Origin of the sequence: Blastococcus mobilis (genome assembly GCF_900188025.1) — a bacterium.
Lineage (GTDB): Bacteria > Actinomycetota > Actinomycetes > Mycobacteriales > Geodermatophilaceae > Blastococcus_B > Blastococcus_B mobilis.
Window position 1 is genome coordinate 54,422 of sequence record NZ_FZNO01000019.1, and the last position, 15,462, is coordinate 69,883.

The 15,462-nt window shown below is 72.1% G+C and carries 14 protein-coding genes and 1 pseudogene; 2 read left to right on the forward strand and 13 right to left on the reverse strand.

All coding sequences use genetic code 11. The features are described from left to right. Positions 1-8: 8 nt before the first annotated feature. The 8 genes and pseudogenes from CHB94_RS16550 to CHB94_RS16585 form a co-directional block, all read right to left on the reverse strand. Positions 9-1,043: a cytochrome d ubiquinol oxidase subunit II gene (locus CHB94_RS16550; RefSeq protein ID WP_089337664.1), complete on the reverse strand. Its 1,035-nt coding sequence runs from the start codon at positions 1,041-1,043 to the stop codon at positions 9-11. Then, positions 1,040-2,370 (reverse strand): annotated as a pseudogene (locus tag CHB94_RS16555) (cytochrome ubiquinol oxidase subunit I). Before CHB94_RS16555 ends, CHB94_RS16550 begins: the two are co-directional and overlap by 4 nt. Before the next feature lie 156 nt (positions 2,371-2,526). Next, positions 2,527-4,017, reverse strand: a complete 1,491-nt coding sequence (locus CHB94_RS16560; protein ID WP_089337665.1) for a mannitol dehydrogenase family protein — start codon at positions 4,015-4,017, stop codon at positions 2,527-2,529. 34 nt (positions 4,018-4,051) lie between these two features. Continuing rightward, positions 4,052-5,164, reverse strand: a complete 1,113-nt coding sequence (locus tag CHB94_RS16565; protein WP_089337666.1) for an ABC transporter ATP-binding protein — start codon at positions 5,162-5,164, stop codon at positions 4,052-4,054. Between the two features lie 38 nt (positions 5,165-5,202). Next, positions 5,203-6,276, reverse strand: coding sequence for an NAD(P)-dependent alcohol dehydrogenase (locus CHB94_RS16570; protein WP_254920710.1), 1,074 nt, complete (start codon positions 6,274-6,276; stop codon positions 5,203-5,205). Beyond that, entirely contained in the window at positions 6,273-7,166 is an 894-nt protein-coding gene (locus CHB94_RS16575) for a carbohydrate ABC transporter permease (RefSeq protein ID WP_089337667.1), read from the reverse strand. Before CHB94_RS16575 ends, CHB94_RS16570 begins: the two co-directional genes overlap by 4 nt. Next, positions 7,163-8,149, reverse strand: coding sequence for a carbohydrate ABC transporter permease (locus CHB94_RS16580; RefSeq protein WP_089337668.1), 987 nt, complete (start codon positions 8,147-8,149; stop codon positions 7,163-7,165). The genes CHB94_RS16575 and CHB94_RS16580 overlap by 4 nt, the downstream gene beginning before the upstream one ends. Before the next feature lie 37 nt (positions 8,150-8,186). Beyond that, positions 8,187-9,554: an ABC transporter substrate-binding protein gene (locus tag CHB94_RS16585; RefSeq protein WP_254920711.1), complete on the reverse strand. Its 1,368-nt coding sequence runs from the start codon at positions 9,552-9,554 to the stop codon at positions 8,187-8,189. 153 nt (positions 9,555-9,707) lie between these two features. On the opposite strand from CHB94_RS16585, the gene CHB94_RS16590 reads away from it, so the two are divergent. Together CHB94_RS16590 and CHB94_RS16595 are read left to right on the forward strand one after the other, a co-directional pair. Next, a complete protein-coding gene (locus CHB94_RS16590; RefSeq protein ID WP_089337669.1) occupies positions 9,708-10,658 on the forward strand; it encodes a sugar-binding transcriptional regulator in 951 nt (316 codons plus the stop codon). Between the two features lie 38 nt (positions 10,659-10,696). Next, complete coding sequence (locus CHB94_RS16595; RefSeq protein WP_089337670.1) at positions 10,697-11,491, forward strand: phosphotransferase; 795 nt, start codon at positions 10,697-10,699, stop codon at positions 11,489-11,491. Between the two features lie 46 nt (positions 11,492-11,537). On the opposite strand, the gene CHB94_RS16600 is transcribed toward CHB94_RS16595, so the two are convergent. The 5 genes from CHB94_RS16600 to CHB94_RS16620 form a co-directional block, all read right to left on the reverse strand. Beyond that, on the reverse strand, positions 11,538-12,137 hold the full coding sequence (locus CHB94_RS16600; RefSeq protein WP_141137529.1) for an AAA family ATPase: 600 nt from the start codon (positions 12,135-12,137) through the stop codon (positions 11,538-11,540). 92 nt (positions 12,138-12,229) lie between these two features. After that, positions 12,230-13,006 (reverse strand): ABC transporter permease, encoded by a 777-nt coding sequence (locus CHB94_RS16605; protein ID WP_089337672.1) that lies wholly within the window; start codon positions 13,004-13,006, stop codon positions 12,230-12,232. Positions 13,007-13,077: 71 nt separating this feature from the next. Continuing rightward, positions 13,078-13,476, reverse strand: coding sequence for a cupredoxin domain-containing protein (locus CHB94_RS16610; protein WP_141137530.1), 399 nt, complete (start codon positions 13,474-13,476; stop codon positions 13,078-13,080). A gap of 134 nt (positions 13,477-13,610) precedes the next feature. Beyond that, positions 13,611-14,474 carry a siderophore-interacting protein gene (locus CHB94_RS16615; protein WP_089337674.1) on the reverse strand — a complete coding sequence of 288 codons (864 nt, stop codon included), beginning with the start codon at positions 14,472-14,474 and terminating at the stop codon, positions 13,611-13,613. Positions 14,475-14,498: 24 nt separating this feature from the next. Then, positions 14,499-15,461, reverse strand: a complete 963-nt coding sequence (locus CHB94_RS16620) for an ABC transporter substrate-binding protein (protein WP_089337675.1) — start codon at positions 15,459-15,461, stop codon at positions 14,499-14,501. Between the last annotated feature and the right edge of the window lies 1 nt (position 15,462).

The following is a 15,462-nucleotide window of genomic DNA, read 5'->3' on the forward strand; positions in this document are numbered from 1 at the left end:
TCAGGCGGTCACCGGACCGCGCGCGTCGCCGCGGTGGGCGCGGGCTGCTCGGCGGTCGGCCGCTGGAACAGGGCGTAGAGGTAGACGAGCGCCGGAACCAGGATCACCGCTCCGACGACGAGTGCCACGAGCATCGCGACCAGGCTCGCCCGCCCTGCGGCTGCCTCCTCGATCGTGAGCTCGGGGACCAGCAGGTAGGGGTACTGGCCGACCGCCCAGCCGACGAGGATCGCGGTGACCGCGAGCGCTGACGCCGCCCGCGCCGGCACGTAGCGCCGGCCGGCGAGCAGCACCAGCGCGGCGACGCCCGCCACGACGGAGAGGGCCACCACAGGGGCCGCCCGGCCGGTGAGCCCGGCGAACAGGCGGGGCGCGTCGGCCCGGAGCACGAAGAGACCCACGATGCCGACCAGGCCCGTCACCCCCGCGGTGCGGAGTGCTCGGAGCCGGAACTGGTCGGCGAGGTCGTCCGCGCCGTCTCGGTGCGCGTCCCCGCACAGGAACACGGCGGCGAGGTAGGCGCAGGCGAGGACGGCGAGGACGCCGCCCAGCACCGACGTGGGGTTGATCCAGCTGGTCACGACGTTCCCCGCGGCGATGCCGGCCGGCACCCGGCCCGAGGCGACGCCGCCGACGACCGCACCCAGGAAGAACGGCGTGACGAGCGAGGACAGCGCGAACGAGGCGCCGAGGAAACGACGCATGCCCAGGGTGGTGACGCTCTTGCGGAAGGCGAACGCCGATCCGCGCGCGATCATCCCGAAGGCGGCGAGGGTCAGGGGGATGTAGAGGGTGCTGGCGACAGCGGCGAAAGCGCCGGGGAACGCCGTCCAGAGCACGACGAGCACGAAGATCAGCCAGACGTGGTTGGCCTCCCAGACCGGGGCGATGGAGTGTTCGATGAGCTCCCGCTGTCGCGCGCCGCGGCGCGTACCCCCGGCGAGCAGGTCCCAGATGCCCCCGCCGAAGTCGGCGCCACCGAAGAGTCCGTAGGCGATGAGGCCGACGAACATCATGCTGAGCACCACCTCCGCCAGCGTCATCGGACGGCCGCCTCCCCGACGTCCCGCTCGGGAGGGCGGGCATCCACCTCCTGCGGCGCGGCGGTGTCCGGACTCCGGGCCAGGCGCCGCAGCACGAACACCGTGAGCGCGGTGAGCAGCACGTAGATCACCACCACGGCGTAGAAGCCCAGGTACAGCCCGGGTGCCGGGCTGACGGCGTCCTCGGTCCGGAGGATGCCGTAGACGACCCAGGGCTGCCGGCCGACCTCCGTGACGATCCAGCCGGCCTCCATGGCGACGACCGCGGCGACCCCGGAGACCGCGACCGCCCGCAGGAACCACCGGCTCTCCGGCATCCGCCGGCGGCGCCACCAGGTCCAGCCGAACACCAGGCTGAGCAACAGCAGCGCGGTTCCGAGGCCGACCATCGTGTCGAAGGCCAGGTGGACGACGTTCACCGGCGGTCGCTCGTCGACCGGGATCTCCTCCAGGCCGAGCACGACGCCGTCCGGGTCGTGATGGATCAGCAGGGACAGCCCGTTGGGGATCTCCAGCGCGTAGTGCAGCTCGTCGTCGTAGTGCAGGCCACCCACGGACAGCGGCGCACCGGCGGTCGTCTCGTACTCGCCCTCCATCGCCGCCAGCTTGGCCGGCTGGTTGTCGGCCACGGTGTTGGCGATCCAGTCGCCGACGCCGACCTGCACCGGCGTGAGCGCGGCCGCGAACGCGAGCGGGATGAGCAGCCCCAGGCGGTGCCGCCGCTCGCGCCGGCCACGGAGCATCCCCACGGCGTAGACCGACGCGATGGTGAAGCCGGTGACCATGTAGGCCGCCAGCAGCATGTGCACCACCTGCGGCCAGGTGGACGGGCCGAACATCGCCGCCCACGGCTGCGCGTCGACCACCCGCCCTCGTCGTCCAGCCGGAAGCCGGTCGGGTTGTTCATCCACGCGTTCGCGGCGACGACGAAGAAGGCGCCGGCCATGCCGGAGATGATCATCGGGAACGCGCTGAGCATGTGCGCCCGCGGCGACAGCCGGTCCCAGCCGAACAGGTAGACGCCGACGAAGATCGCCTCGATGAAGAATGCGAACCCCTCCAGGACGAAGGGAAAGCCGTAGATCTCGCCGAAGCGGTCCATGAGGACGGGCCAGAGGATGCCCATCTCGAACGACAGCAACGTGCCCGACACGGCCCCCGCGGCGAACAGCACACCCATCGCCTTGGCCCACGTGTGCGCCAGGTCGGTGAGGGCCGCGTCCCCCCGCCGGTGCCCGAGCCACTCGGTGAACACCGTGATCAGCGGAAAGGCGATCCCGAAACAGGCGAAGACGATGTGCCAGCCCAGCGACACCGCCATCTGCATGCGCGCCGGATAGAGGTTCTCCGCCGCATCGGCCAACACGGTCACGTGGTCCACGCGGATCTCCGCTCAGGAGACGGGCCCGGCGCAGGAGTCGCCGACGCCACCATGCCCGCAACTCCCCCGCCTACGCGTCCTCGGTCAGGCGGGCGGACGGCGTCATGCGGGTTGGCGGACCTCCTGCACCAGCGCGGCGAGCGTGGCCCTGGCCCCGTGCTCGTGCAGGGATGCCAGGGTCGCCAGGTAGTGCGAGGTGAACCGCTCGTCGTCGACCAGGTCCCCGAACAGGTCGCGGTCGGCGATGAAGGCGAGGGGGTCCTCCCGCTGGCGGCGGGCGTTGGCCACGAGCGAGTCCCGCCTGCGGTCGACGATCTCGATGGGGTGCCCCTCCTCGTCCACTCCCTCGGCGTACCGCGCCCAGCCGGCCACCACCGCTGCCGACCGGCGCACCTCACCGCCGGAGGCGAGGTTGTCCCGGACCACCGGGAGCAGCCACTTGGGCAGCCGCTCGGAGCCGTCGAAGGCGAGCCGCGCCAACGTGTCGCGGACGGCGGGGTTGGAGAAGCGGGTGATCAGGTCCTGCCGGTAGTCGGCCACATCGATGCCGGGAACCGGCGCCAGGGTCGGCGTCGCCTCCTCCTCCATGTAGCCGAGCAGGAAGCGCCGGAACAGCGGGTCCTGCGCCGCGTCGTGCACCAGCCGGTGGCCGGCGAGATGGCCGAGATAGGCCAGCGCCTGGTGGCTGGCGTTGAGCAGTCGCAGTTTCATCATCTCGTAGGGCTCGACGTCGCCGACGAGCTGGACCCCGGCGTCCTCCAGGGGCGGGCGCCCGAGGCCGAACCGGTCCTCGAGGACCCACTGGGTGAAGGGCTCGCTGACCACCGGCCACCGGTCCTCGATGCCGAAGCGCCGGGCGACCTCCGCCCGGTCCTCGTCCGTGGTCGCGGGCGTGATCCGGTCGACCATGGAGTTCGGGAAGGACACCTCCCGCTCGACCCAGGCACCGAGGTCGCGGTCGCGCAGCCCGGCGAAGGCGGCGAAGCTCCGCCGGGCGACGTCGCCGTTGTGCTCGATGTTGTCGCAGGACACGACCGTGAACGGCGCCAGCCCGCGGTCACGCCGTCGGACCAGTGCCTCGGTGACGAGTCCGAACGCCGTCCGGAGCGCCGCACCGGGCCGCAGGTCGTGCACGACGTCCGGGTCGGCCGGGTCGAACGCCCCGGTCACGGCGGAGATGTTGTATCCGCCCTCCGTCACGGTCATCGACACGATCCGGGTCTCCGCGGCGGCCATCTTCTCGACGACGGCCTCCGGGTCGTCCGGGGCGAGCAGGTACTCCACGATCGATCCCACGACCCGGGCGTCATAGCTTCCGTCGGGGTGCTTGAGGACGAGGGTGTACAGGCAGTCCTGTGCCGCCATCACCTCCGCCATGCGGCGATCGGAGGGCAGGACGCCGACGCCGCAGATCCCCCAGTCCTGCGCCGCTCCCTGCTCGAGGAGGCGGTCCACGTACATGGCCTGGTGGGATCGGTGGAACCCGCCCACGCCCAGATGCACGATGCCCGCGCGCACCTGTGACCGGTCGTAGGTCGGCGTGGCCACCCCGGCAGAGAGCGAGGTCAGCGTTTCGCCGTTGAGCGGCTGCATGGTCGTCCCTCCGAGTTGGCGCGCGGGCTCGGGTTCAGATCGGCAGACGCAGTCCGGTCGACGGGGAGAAGAGGTGCTGCTTGCCCGGCTGGATGCGCAGGTGCACCCGCTCCCCCTTGGCCGGCGGCCGGGCCGGGTCGACCCGCGCGACGATGTTCTCGCCCAGCGGCCCGGAATCCTCGCGGAGCTCCGGCAGCGTCCCGTGCAGGAACGCGTCGGAGCCGAGCTCCTCCACGACCGCCACGTCCACGGGGAAGGCGCCGGCGTCGCCTTCCGTGGCGAGGTCGAGCGACTCGGGGCGGAAGCCGACGACGACGCGGTCGGCCCCCTCTGCTGCCAGCGCGCTCAGGGTCGCGGTGGTCAGCGGCAGGCGTGCCCTCCCGAGCGTGGCGTGCCCGTCGTCGAGGCGGAACTCGGCGATGTTCATCCCCGGGGAGCCGATGAAGCCGGCGACGAAGACGTTGGCCGGCTCCTGGTAGAGCCGCAGCGGCGTGTCGCACTGCTCGAGGATGCCGGCGCGCAGGACCGCCACCCGGTCCCCCATGGTCATCGCCTCGACCTGGTCGTGGGTGACGTAGACCGTCGTGGTCCCCAGCCGGCGCTGCAGGGCGGCGATCTGGGTGCGGGTCTGCACGCGGAGCTTGGCGTCGAGGTTGGACAGCGGCTCGTCCATGAGGAACACCTGCGGCGAGCGCACGATGGCCCGTCCCATGGCGACCCGCTGGCGCTGCCCACCGGACAGCAGCTTCGGCCTGCGGTCGAGGAAAGGCTCCAGGTCGAGGATCTTGGCGGCCTCCGCGACCCGCGTGGAGATCTCGTCCTTGCCCACGCCGGCGATCTTGAGGGCGAAGCCCATGTTGTCCGCCACCGTCATGTGCGGATAGAGCGCATAGCTCTGGAACACCATCGCGATGTCCCGGTCCTTGGACTTCAGATGGGTGACCCGCCGGTCGCCGATCAGGATGTCGCCCTGGTCGATGTCCTCGAGTCCGGCGAGCATCCGGAGGCTGGTGGACTTGCCGCACCCGGACGGGCCGACCAGGACGAGGAACTCGCCGTCGGCGATCTGGAGATCGAGGGCGTCGACCGCGGGCTTGTCGGAGCCCGGGTAGATGCGGCTCGCCCGGTCGTAGGTGACGGAGGCCATGGGTTCTCTCCTTGCTGGAGCCAGAGGTCTAGGGAACGTCAGGTCTGGGGGTGGACGACGACCTTCACCGACTGCGGATCGCGCCGGCCGGCCACCAGGGCGTCGGCCGCCTGGTCCAGCCGGTAGGTGCCGGTGACCAGGCGGTCGAGGTCGATCCGTCCGGCCGCGACGAGCGCGATCGCGGTGGGCCAGGTCCCGGCGTAGCGAAAGGTGCCGGTCACCTCGAGCTCCCGTTCCTGCACGACCGACAGCGGCAGGCGCAGCTCGTCGCCCCCCATGCCGACGAGCACGGCCCGTGCGGCCGGGCCGAGGGCGCGGATGGCGTCGCCCGTCGCGGCCGGGTGGCCCGAGCACTCGAGCAGCACCTCGGGCGGGCGGGGCAGGTCGGCGAGGTCTGCCGTCCGCACGTCGACGGTCTCCGTGGCACCGAGTTCCCGGGCGAGGGCGAGCCTCGCGGGGTTGACGTCGGACACGACGACCTCGGTGGCGCCGAAGGCCAGGGCCGCCTGGAGGCTCACCAGGCCGATGGGGCCGGCACCGGTGATCAGCACCCGTGAGCCGGGGCCGACCCGTCCCTTGCGGCACGCCCAGATGCCGACCGACAGGGGCTCCAGCAGCGCGGCGGCATCGTCGCTGACGGTGTCGGGCACCGGGTGGGCGAAGGCGGCGTGGACGACGACGTACTCCGCGAACGCGCCGTCGACGGGCGGGGTCGCGAAGAACCGCATCCCCGGGCAGAGGTTGTACCGGCCGGCCAGGCACTGGGCACAGGTCAGGTCCGGGATCCCGGGTTCCACCGACACCCGCTGACCGACGACCGGCGACGTGACGCCCGGGCCCAGGGCCGCCACCTCGCCCGACGCCTCGTGACCCAGCACGAGCGGGCTCTCGACGACGAAGCGCCCGATGCGCCCGTGCTCGTAGTAATGGGTGTCGGACCCGCAGACCCCCACCGACGCCACGCGGACGACGACCTGCCCCGGGCCCGCCTCCGGGACGGAGCGCTCCTCGACGACCACGTCACCGATGCCGCGCAGCACGGCGGCCCGCATCGGAGCGATCTGCCGGACCCCGCCCGGAGCCGGCGCCGCCAGCCCGGTCGACGCGCTCACTTCACCGCACCGAGCGACAGTCCCTGCACCAGCTTGTCCTGGGCGGCGAACCCGGCGATGAGCACTGGCAGGGACACCACGAAGGCGGCGGCGCACACCTGGGCCAGGAACAACCCCTGGCTGGTCACGAAGCCGGTCAGGTAGACCGGCGCGGTCCCGGCCACGGTGCCGGTCAGGGTCCGGGCGAGCAGCAGCTCGTTCCAGCTGAAGATGAAGCAGATCAGCGAGGTCGCCGCGATGCCGGGCAGGATGATGGGCGCCACCACCTGGCGGAGGGTCAGCAGCAGCCCCGCGCCGTCCATCGCCGCCGCCTCGAGGATCTCGACGGGGACCTCGGCGAGGAACGAGCGCATCATCCACACCGCGATCGGCAGGTTCATCGCGGTGTACAGGACGATGAGCAGCCAGATGTTGTCCAGCAGTCCGCTCCACTGGGCGAACAGGTAGATGGGCAGCAGCCCGGCCACGATCGGCAGCATCCGGGTGGAGAGGAAGAAGAACATCACGTCGGTCCACTTGCGCACCGGCTTGATCGACAGCGCGTAAGCAGCCGGGATGGCCAGCAGCAGCACGATGATCGTGGACACCACGCTGGCCGTGAGCGAGTTGAGCAGCGACGGCCAGGGGTTGGCGCCGGTACCGACGCCGAAGAACTCGCGGTATCCCTCCAGGGTCAGTGGGGCCAGCAGCGAGGGCGGGTTGGTCGCGGCTGCTTCCTCGCTGTGGAAGGACGTCAGCACCATCCAGAGCACGGGGACGACGAACAGGAAGCCGATCAGCCAGGCGGCCAGCCCGAGCAACGCGCCGCTGCGCGGCTTGCGTGGCTTGCGGGGTTCGCCCTCCGGCGTGCGGGTGGCAGCGATCGGTGCGACGTCGGTGACGGAGCTCATCGCGCGTTCTCCTCCTGGAAGAGCGTCGACACCGTCCGCAGCGCCAGGGTGGCGATGATGATCGTGCCGATGACGACGAGGACGCCGGCCGCCGATGCCCGGCCGTAGTCGTGGGCCTGGTAGAAGGTCTGGTAGATCACGTACGGGAGGTTCGCCGTGCCGAGGCCGCCCGAGGTGATCGTGAAGACGTGGTCGAAGTTCTGCACGATGTAGATCGACCCCAGCAGCGCGCCCAGTTCCAGGTAGCGGCGCAGGTGCGGGAAGGTCATGTAGCGGAAGATCTGCCAGCTGCTGGCGCCGTCGATGCGCGCGGCCTCGATGACGTCCAGCGGCCGGCTCTGCAGACCGGCCAGCAGGATCAGCATCATGAACGGCGTCCACTGCCAGATGAGGGCGACCTCGATGGACACCAGCGGCGCCGTGCTGATCCAGTCCGGCTGCGGCGGGTTGTCCGAGCCGAACAGGCCCCAGATCCAGGTCAGCGTGCCGTTGAGCAGGCCGTACTCGGGGTTGAACAGGGCGTGCTTCCACAGCAGCGCCGCGGCCACCGGGACGATCAGGAACGGCGTGATCATCATCGTCCGCACCGCGCCGCGGCCGCGGAACTTCCGGTCCAGGAGCAGCGCGATCACCATGCCCAGCAGCAGGCTGACCAGGACGACGACCACCGTCAGGATGACCGTGGTCCGGATGGCCTGGCGCATGTTGACGTCGGTCAGCACGCTCGCGTAGTTGTCCAGGCCGGTGAAGCCCCGCTCGTCGGGGTAGTACGCGTTCCAGTCCATGAACGAGACGATCAGGGTGACCACGAACGGCAGCTGGGTCACGATGATCGTGAAGACCAGCGCCGGGAGCAACGGCGCCCGGCGGGCCCAGTCGGCGGACCGGCGAAGCGCCCCGCTCGGCGGCGGCGAGGGCGGCGCTGGAGGAGGTGTGGGCGGTTGCTGACCGCGCCCGCGGCTCGTCTCGAGGGTGGTGCTCATCCGGCTGCCTTCCCCTTCTGTCGTCCTGCCGGCTCGGTCATCCGGAATCCCGTTCCCGGTAGCGTTCGGCGACGTCCTCGGCCAGCTGCTGCCCCCGGTCGAGCACCTCTTCCACCGTCATCCGGCCGGCGATCGCCGAGCTGACGTCCTGGGAGACCTGCGTGGCCAGGTCCGGGAACTCAGGGATGCCGATGAACTGGATGCCGGGTGCCGGCCGGGGTTGCACGCCGGGGTCGTTCGGGTCCGCCGCCTGGATCGCCTCGAGGGTCGGCTGGGCGAAGGCCCCCGCCTCCTCGAGGTAGTCCGGGTTCGAGTACGTCGACGCGCGCTTCCCGGCGGGCACCCTGGACCAGCCCAGCTCCTCGCCGACGAGCTCCTCGTAGTCACGGCCGGACGCCCAGGAGATGAACTCCCACGCGGCGTCCTTCTTCTGGCTCGCCTGCTGGATGCTCCAGGACCACGCGTAGAGCCAGCCCGAGCTGTCGGTCTCGACGACCGGTGCGGCGACGTAGCCCATCTTGCCCCGGACCGGGGAGTCGGCGGACTCCAGCGATCCCGCGGCCGAGGTCGCGTCGTACCACATCGCGGCGTTGCCCTGGATCATGTTGTTCAGGCACTCGGTGAAGCCCGCCTGGGGAGCTCCCGTCTCGCCGTGCTCCCGGACGAGATCGACGTAGAACCGGACCGCCTCGCGGAACCTGTCGCTGTCGACCTGGGCCTCCCAGTCCTCGGTGAACCAGGTGCCGCCGAAGGTGTTGACCACGGTCGTGAGGGGCGCGAACACCTGACCCCAGCCCGGCTGGCCGCGCAGGCAGATGCCGGCCATCCCCGGCTCGGCGCCGTCGACCTCCGCGGCGATCCCGGCGACCTCGTCCCACGTCGGGTTGGCCGGCATCTCGACACCGGCGGCGTCCAGCACGTCCTTGCGGTACATGAGGAACGAGGACTCGCCGTAGAACGGCTCCCCGTAGAGCTTGCCGTCGTCGCCGGACAGGGACGCCGTCAGCGGGCCGAGGACGTCGTCCTGGTCGAACTCGGTGTCGGCCTCGACGTAGTCGTCCAGCGGGGCGATCCACTCGCTCCGGGCGTAGATCGGGATCTCGAAGTTGCTCAGCGTGGCGACGTCGTACTGACCGGCCTGGCTGGAGAACTCCTGACTGATCTTGTCCCGGACGTCGTTCTCCGGCAGGACCGTGAAGTTCACCGAGATACCGGTCTCGGCGGTGAAGTGCTCGGCGGTCAACTGCTGCAGGTCGACCATCTGGGGGTTGTTCACCATCAGCACGTTGATCGTGTCCGCCCCTCCCCCGGCGGGGCCTCCGCCCCAGCCGGCGCACCCGCTGACTCCCACCACGAGTCCGGTCGTCATCGCGACGGCGAGTGCGGGCCTCACGTGTGTGTGCACGGTCAGTCCTCCTACGAGGCCGGCTGAGGCGTATGCTCAAATGAGCGGTGGATCACTCAGATGTGAGTGACGTGAGTCTCACCCTTTCGGGTGAGGCCGTCAAGCGGAGTGTGTGACAGTGCGCTGTCGCTGCTCGTGCGAGCGGGAGTTGATATGGCCGACCAGCAAGCCGGACCCGCCCAGGTCGTCCTGACGGCGTCCATCGCCCGCCGGTACTACCTCGAGGGACGCTCGAAGATCGACATCGCCGGCGAGTTCGGCATGAGTCGCTTCAAGGTCGCCCGCCTCCTGGAAGCCGCCCTGGACAGCGGGCTGGTGCGGATCGAGATCCGCGCCGAGGGCGGGATCGACGTGGACCTGTCGATGCGGCTGCAGGACCGGTTCGGGCTGCAGCACTCCGTCGTGGTCGACACCCCCGACGACGATGCGGAATCCCTCAGGGAGGATCTCGGGCGGGCGGCGGCCCGGCTCCTCGCCGAGATCCTCACGCCGGAGGACGTGCTCGGTCTCGCGTGGGCACGGGCGGTCAGTGCGATGGCGCGAGCGCTGCCTCCGCTACCGGGGACACCGGTGGTCCAGCTCTCCGGAGCGCTCTCACTCCCGGGTGGCCCGGACACGTCGGTGGACGTCGTCAGGGACGTCGCTCGTCGGTCGGGCGGGGTCGCCCACGTCTTCTACGCACCGCTCACCGTGCCGGACGCAGCGACGGCCCGGGCGCTCAAGGGGCAACCCGAGGTCGCCCAGGCATTCGCACAGCTGCCCTCGGTCACCAAGGCCGTCGGGGGCGTGGGCCTGTGGGCTGCCGGCCAGTCCACCTTGTACGACACGTCGTCGGACCGGGACCGCCAGGTCATGCGTGATCTCGGGGTGTGCGCCGACATCTCCGGGATCTTCCTCTCCGCCGAGGGCGAGCCGGTGACGACCGAGCTCGCCGAGCGCATGATCGCCATCAGCGCCGATGACATGAGGACGATCCCCGAAGTGGTCGCCATCCCCTACGGCATCCGAAAGGCACCTGCCGTCCGCGCCGCCCTTCGCAGTGGCCTGGTGGATGGCATCGTGACGCACGCGACGCTCGCACGGGCCGTTCTCGACCGGCCCTGACGCGGCGCCAGAGGTACGCCTGAGAAGCAGGGGGGCACGTGCCCGAGGAGAGGGAACGCGAGGTCGCTCTGGAGGGGGGTCTCTCCAACCATGGCCGGGTGGTGAGGATCGGCGACACCGTCCGCCGGCCACAACGCCCCACGAGCCCGGCCACGCACGCCCTGCTCCGACATCTGGCGGACGTGGGATTCACCGGCGTCCCCCGTTTCCTCGGGATCGACGAGCAGGGCCGGGAGATCCTCTCCTTCATCCCGGGCGCCGCGGTCACCCCGCCCTACCCACCCTGGGCACTGACCGACGAGGCGCTCGTCAGCGTGGCCCACCTCCTCCGCGACTACCACCGCGCCGTCGGCAGCTTCGACCCGACTCCGCACGCCTGGCCGCCCTCTCCCCCGGCGCCCTTCGCCGGCGAGCTGGTCAGTCACAACGACGTCAACCTCGACAACGTCGTCTTCCGGGAAGGGCGGGCCGTCGCGCTCATCGACTTCGACCTCGCCGGCCCGGGCAGCCGGGTCTGGGACATCGCGGGGGCGGCGCGGTTGTGGGCACCCCTTCGGCCCGAGCGCTACATCGACGAAGGCCGGCGGGCTCGCTCGCTGGCCCGCTTCCGTCTCTTCGTGGACGCCTACGGGCCGACCGACGCGGAGCGGGAAGCCCTCGTCGACGCCATCCGGCGCAATCACGAGTGGTCCTACGACATCGTCGGCACCGCGGCCGCCCACGGCCACGCCGGCTTCGTCGACTACTGGGGCGGTGGGGCCAGGGAACGGGCGGCGGGCACCTACCAGTGGTACCTGGACAACGAGGAGCTCCTGCGGGACGCGCTCCGCTGACCGCAGCACCGGCGGCCGGACACCGGCCGGGGATCCGGACACGCCGTCATCGCACGGGGCGCCCGAGGATCTCGGCGAGGGTCAGCCCGCTGGCGCGTGCTCGGTCGACCACGAGGGCCGGGCGCGCACCAGCGCCGCCGTTCGGCTCGTCGACGGTCCGCCTGAGGCGGTCCCACCGGACGGTGTGCCCGCGCATCGCCCGCGCCGAGATCGCCCGGCCGCGGGCCGCCTGACCACGCTCGGCCAGCTCCGGGGGCACGTCGATCAGGACCAGGCGTACCGACCGGCCGGCCCGCCGCGCGGCACGCAGGACCACCGCCCGCCACCGCGCGCTGGTCCACGGATCGGTGAGGACGACGACCGGCGAGTTCCTGCCGACGCCGCGCAGGACCCGCCACCTGTGCCAGCAGTGGACCAGGGGGCGGAGGAAGCGGTAAGGAAGCCGCCTCCCCGCCCGGGTGAGTCGGGCGGCGACCTGCTCGGAGTCGAAGCCGGTCACGCCGGACGACTCCTGGGCGAGCAGCCGCCGCAGCAGTGTGGTCTTGCCGCTCCCGGGCAGTCCGCCGATCACGACCAGGACGGGGTCACGGCCGACTGTCCGCCCGCCCAGCAGACGGGGCGCCGTCCGGACCGACTCCAACCGCATGCGCACTCCTCATCCGTCCGGCACGACGATCCGGGTCCGTCCTCCGGGGAGCCCGTACGCCGGCTGGGGAGTTCCTGTGAATGCGGGACGCCCTACCGCGGCACGTCGTCCAGGATCCGGCCGCGGGCGACCAGTTCGGTCATCACCCAGACGGCGATGGTCTGGGTGGCCAGCAGACCGATGAGCACCAGGAGCTGGGCGGCACCGGCCTCGAACGGAGTGCCACCGCCCAGCAGGACCCCGACGAAGGCACCCGGCAGGGTGACCAGGCCGACCGTGCGCGTCTGGTCGAGCGGTGGAACGAGCGCGGTGGCCGCCGCGGGCCGGGTCACTTCCAGGACGGCGTCGCGCCGCAGCAGACCGAGCGCGAGGGCGGCCTCGACCTCACCCCGCCGGATGGCCAGTTCCTCCCGCACCCGCCGTCCGGCGAGGCCGGCCGCCGTCATGGCACCGCCGATGAGGATCCCCCCGATCGGGACGAGCGCCTCGCCGCGGAGGGGAACGACCCCGCTGACGACGATCAGGGCAGCGATCGGCGCGGCGCCCGCCGCCACGGCGAGCGCGACCGGCAGCATCCGGCGGCGGCGTCCCGGCGCAGCGAGCGGGCGGCCGGTCGCCCGGCCCGCGGCGGTCACCGTGGCGACGCCGATCATGACCGTGAAGAACGTCGCCGACAGCCACAGCGAACGGATGACGAGCAGCAGGACCGCCGAGACACCGGCGAGCTGGACAGCGGCCCGGAGGCAGGCGACCAACACCGGGCGACCCCGGGTGACCCCGGACCAGTGGCCGGCCAGCGCGGCGAGCGCAGCCAGGAGCACGAGGACGACGACCAGGCGTGGGCCGGAGTCGACGATCGTGGCCCCCATGGCGGCTGATCATGCCGGTCGACCGGTTCGTGACCGTGGCGTCCGTCCGGCGCCCGCGGCCCGGCGCTCGCTCAGCTGACCGTGAACGTCCCGTTCATGCTCGGGTGCGGGTCGCAGATGTAGCGGTAATCGCCCGGTTCCAACGTGACCCCCCACGTGGTCTCGACCTTCTCCGTGGGGCCGGTCTTCTCGTCGACGGCCCCGTCCCCGCCGCTGAGGTGGAAGTTGTGGATGTCGGTCCGGTCGGTCACCTCGATGTTGTATTCGCCGGCCGGCAGTTCGGTCACCGGGTTGCCCTCCTCGTCCAGCAAGGAGATCTCGAAGTCGTTGGGCGACTCCTCGGTCCCGACGATCCCCCGCAAGGTCGGCGCCCCGGCGATCGGGCCGCCCGACGAGTCCTCCTCCGCCGGGCTGCTGCAGGCAGCCGCGAGGAGGAGCACTGCCAGAGCACCTGCCACTGAACCCCTCATGTCTGCTCCTGGTGCACTCCCGCAGCTCGGACGCTGACGGGCAGGTCGATCCTCCTGCGCCCGCGAGCCGCTGTCGATGCCCGGGCGAGCGCTCGCCGGCCACGCCGAGGTGGCACGGTGCGGGCGCTGTCGTCTCAGCCCGCGCCGGCGACCGCGGCCTCTTCCGCCTCGATGGCGGCGTTCCAGGCGCGCTTCCCGGACTGCCAGCGCTCCTCCGTGTCGCCCCGCCGCCAGTAGCCGGAGATGGAGGTGAACTCCGGTGCCAGTCCGCGCTGGGCGCGCAGATGCCGACGCAGCTCGCGGACCGCGCCCGCCTCACCGTGCACGAACACGTGGCCCTGCCCCGGGGGCAGCGCAGCCGCCTGCACCGCAGCCACCAGCGCCTCCCCGGGGACGCCGTCCCGACGATGGACCCACACCAGCTCGACGCCCTCCCGCACAGGAAGGTCCGCCTGCTCCTCCCCCACCCCGGACACCTCGACGACGACGCGCGCCGGGATTCCGTCCGGCAGCCGTCCGAGCGCCGCACTGATCGCCGGAAGGGCGCTCTCGTCCCCGGCGAGCAGGTGCCAGTCGGCCGCCGGGCTGGGCGCGTAGGCGCCACCGGGACCGAGCAGCTGGATGCGGTCGCCGGGGCGGGCCCGCGCCGCCCACGGCCCCGCGAGCCCCTGATCGCCGTGGTGGACGAAGTCGATGGTCAGCTCGCCCGCCTCGGCGTCCCAGGACCGCACCGTGTAGGTGCGGGTGACCGGCCACCGCTCCGGGGGCAGTTCGGCGCGGATCCGCTCGAGGTCGTAGGGCCCCTCGTGTGGCGCCCCGTCCGCCGTGAACAGCAGCTTCACGTAGTGGTCGGTGAACTCGCCGGCCCGGAACCCGGTCAGGCCCGGGCCGCCCAGCACCACACGGATCATGTGCGGCGTCAGCCGCCTGGTGCGCAGCACCTCGGCCGTCCGCGGCACCCGCGTGCGGGCGGGCGCCGCGGTGCTCTGCTCGCTCATCCTCGTTCCTCTTCGCGACCGCGGTCAGCCGGCTGCGGCCTCGATGTCGTCCATGACCTGCTCGGCCGCGATCGGGCCGGAGGCACTGCTCCAGACGCCGCCGTCGACGACGGAGACGGCGCCGGACTGCACGGCGCCCAGGCGCGCGAAGGCCGGCTGCGACTCGGCCGCGTCGAGGGCGGCTGCACCGTCGACACCGAACGCGGCCAGGAACAGCCGGTCGGCGTCGACCTCACCGAGGTTCTCCAGCGACAGCGGGTCGCTGTGCGGCTTGCTCCCCAGGTCGACCGCCGCCTGCATCGGCGTGGCGCCGACGGCCGCCAGCAGCGAACCGGGCATGTGGGTGGAGTTCATGAGCACCGGCCCGGTGGCCATCCAGCGGACGACGGCCACCGTGCCGTCCAGGGAGCCCTCCTCGGCGAGTGCGGCCGCCCGCTCCTCGACGGCATCGAGCCGCCCGCTCAGCTCGTCGTCGGCCCCGAGCGCCTCGGCGTAGGTGTGCAGGGGGGCCTGCCAGTCGCCGCGATCCGGAGCCTCGGGCACGACGGTCGGCGCGATGGCGGCCAGCGACTCGTACTGGGCCTTCTCCAGACCGCTGGCGGCCAGGATGAGGTCGGGCGCGGCCTCGACGATGGCCTCGAGGTTCGGCTCGGCCACGGTTGCGACGACCGGGATGGCGGCCGCGTCGTCCCCGAGGTAGGCGGGCGGCTTGTCGCCACCGCGGCTGGCGACCGTCCCCACCGGCTCCACGCCGACGGCCAGGGCGACGTCGAGCGCCGACTCAGCGAGCGTGACCACGCGGGTCGGCTCGGCGGGCACGGCCACGTCCCCGAAGGCGGTGCCGACGGTCGTGTCGGCGGCGGAGGACTCGGCCGCGGCGGCCGCTCCCGGATCCCCTCCCCCGCAGGCCGTCAGGGCCAGCGCCAGGCCGGCCGCGGCCGCCAGGGGCAGCGGGGATCGGCGTCGGGACGCCCCGATGAGGTGCATG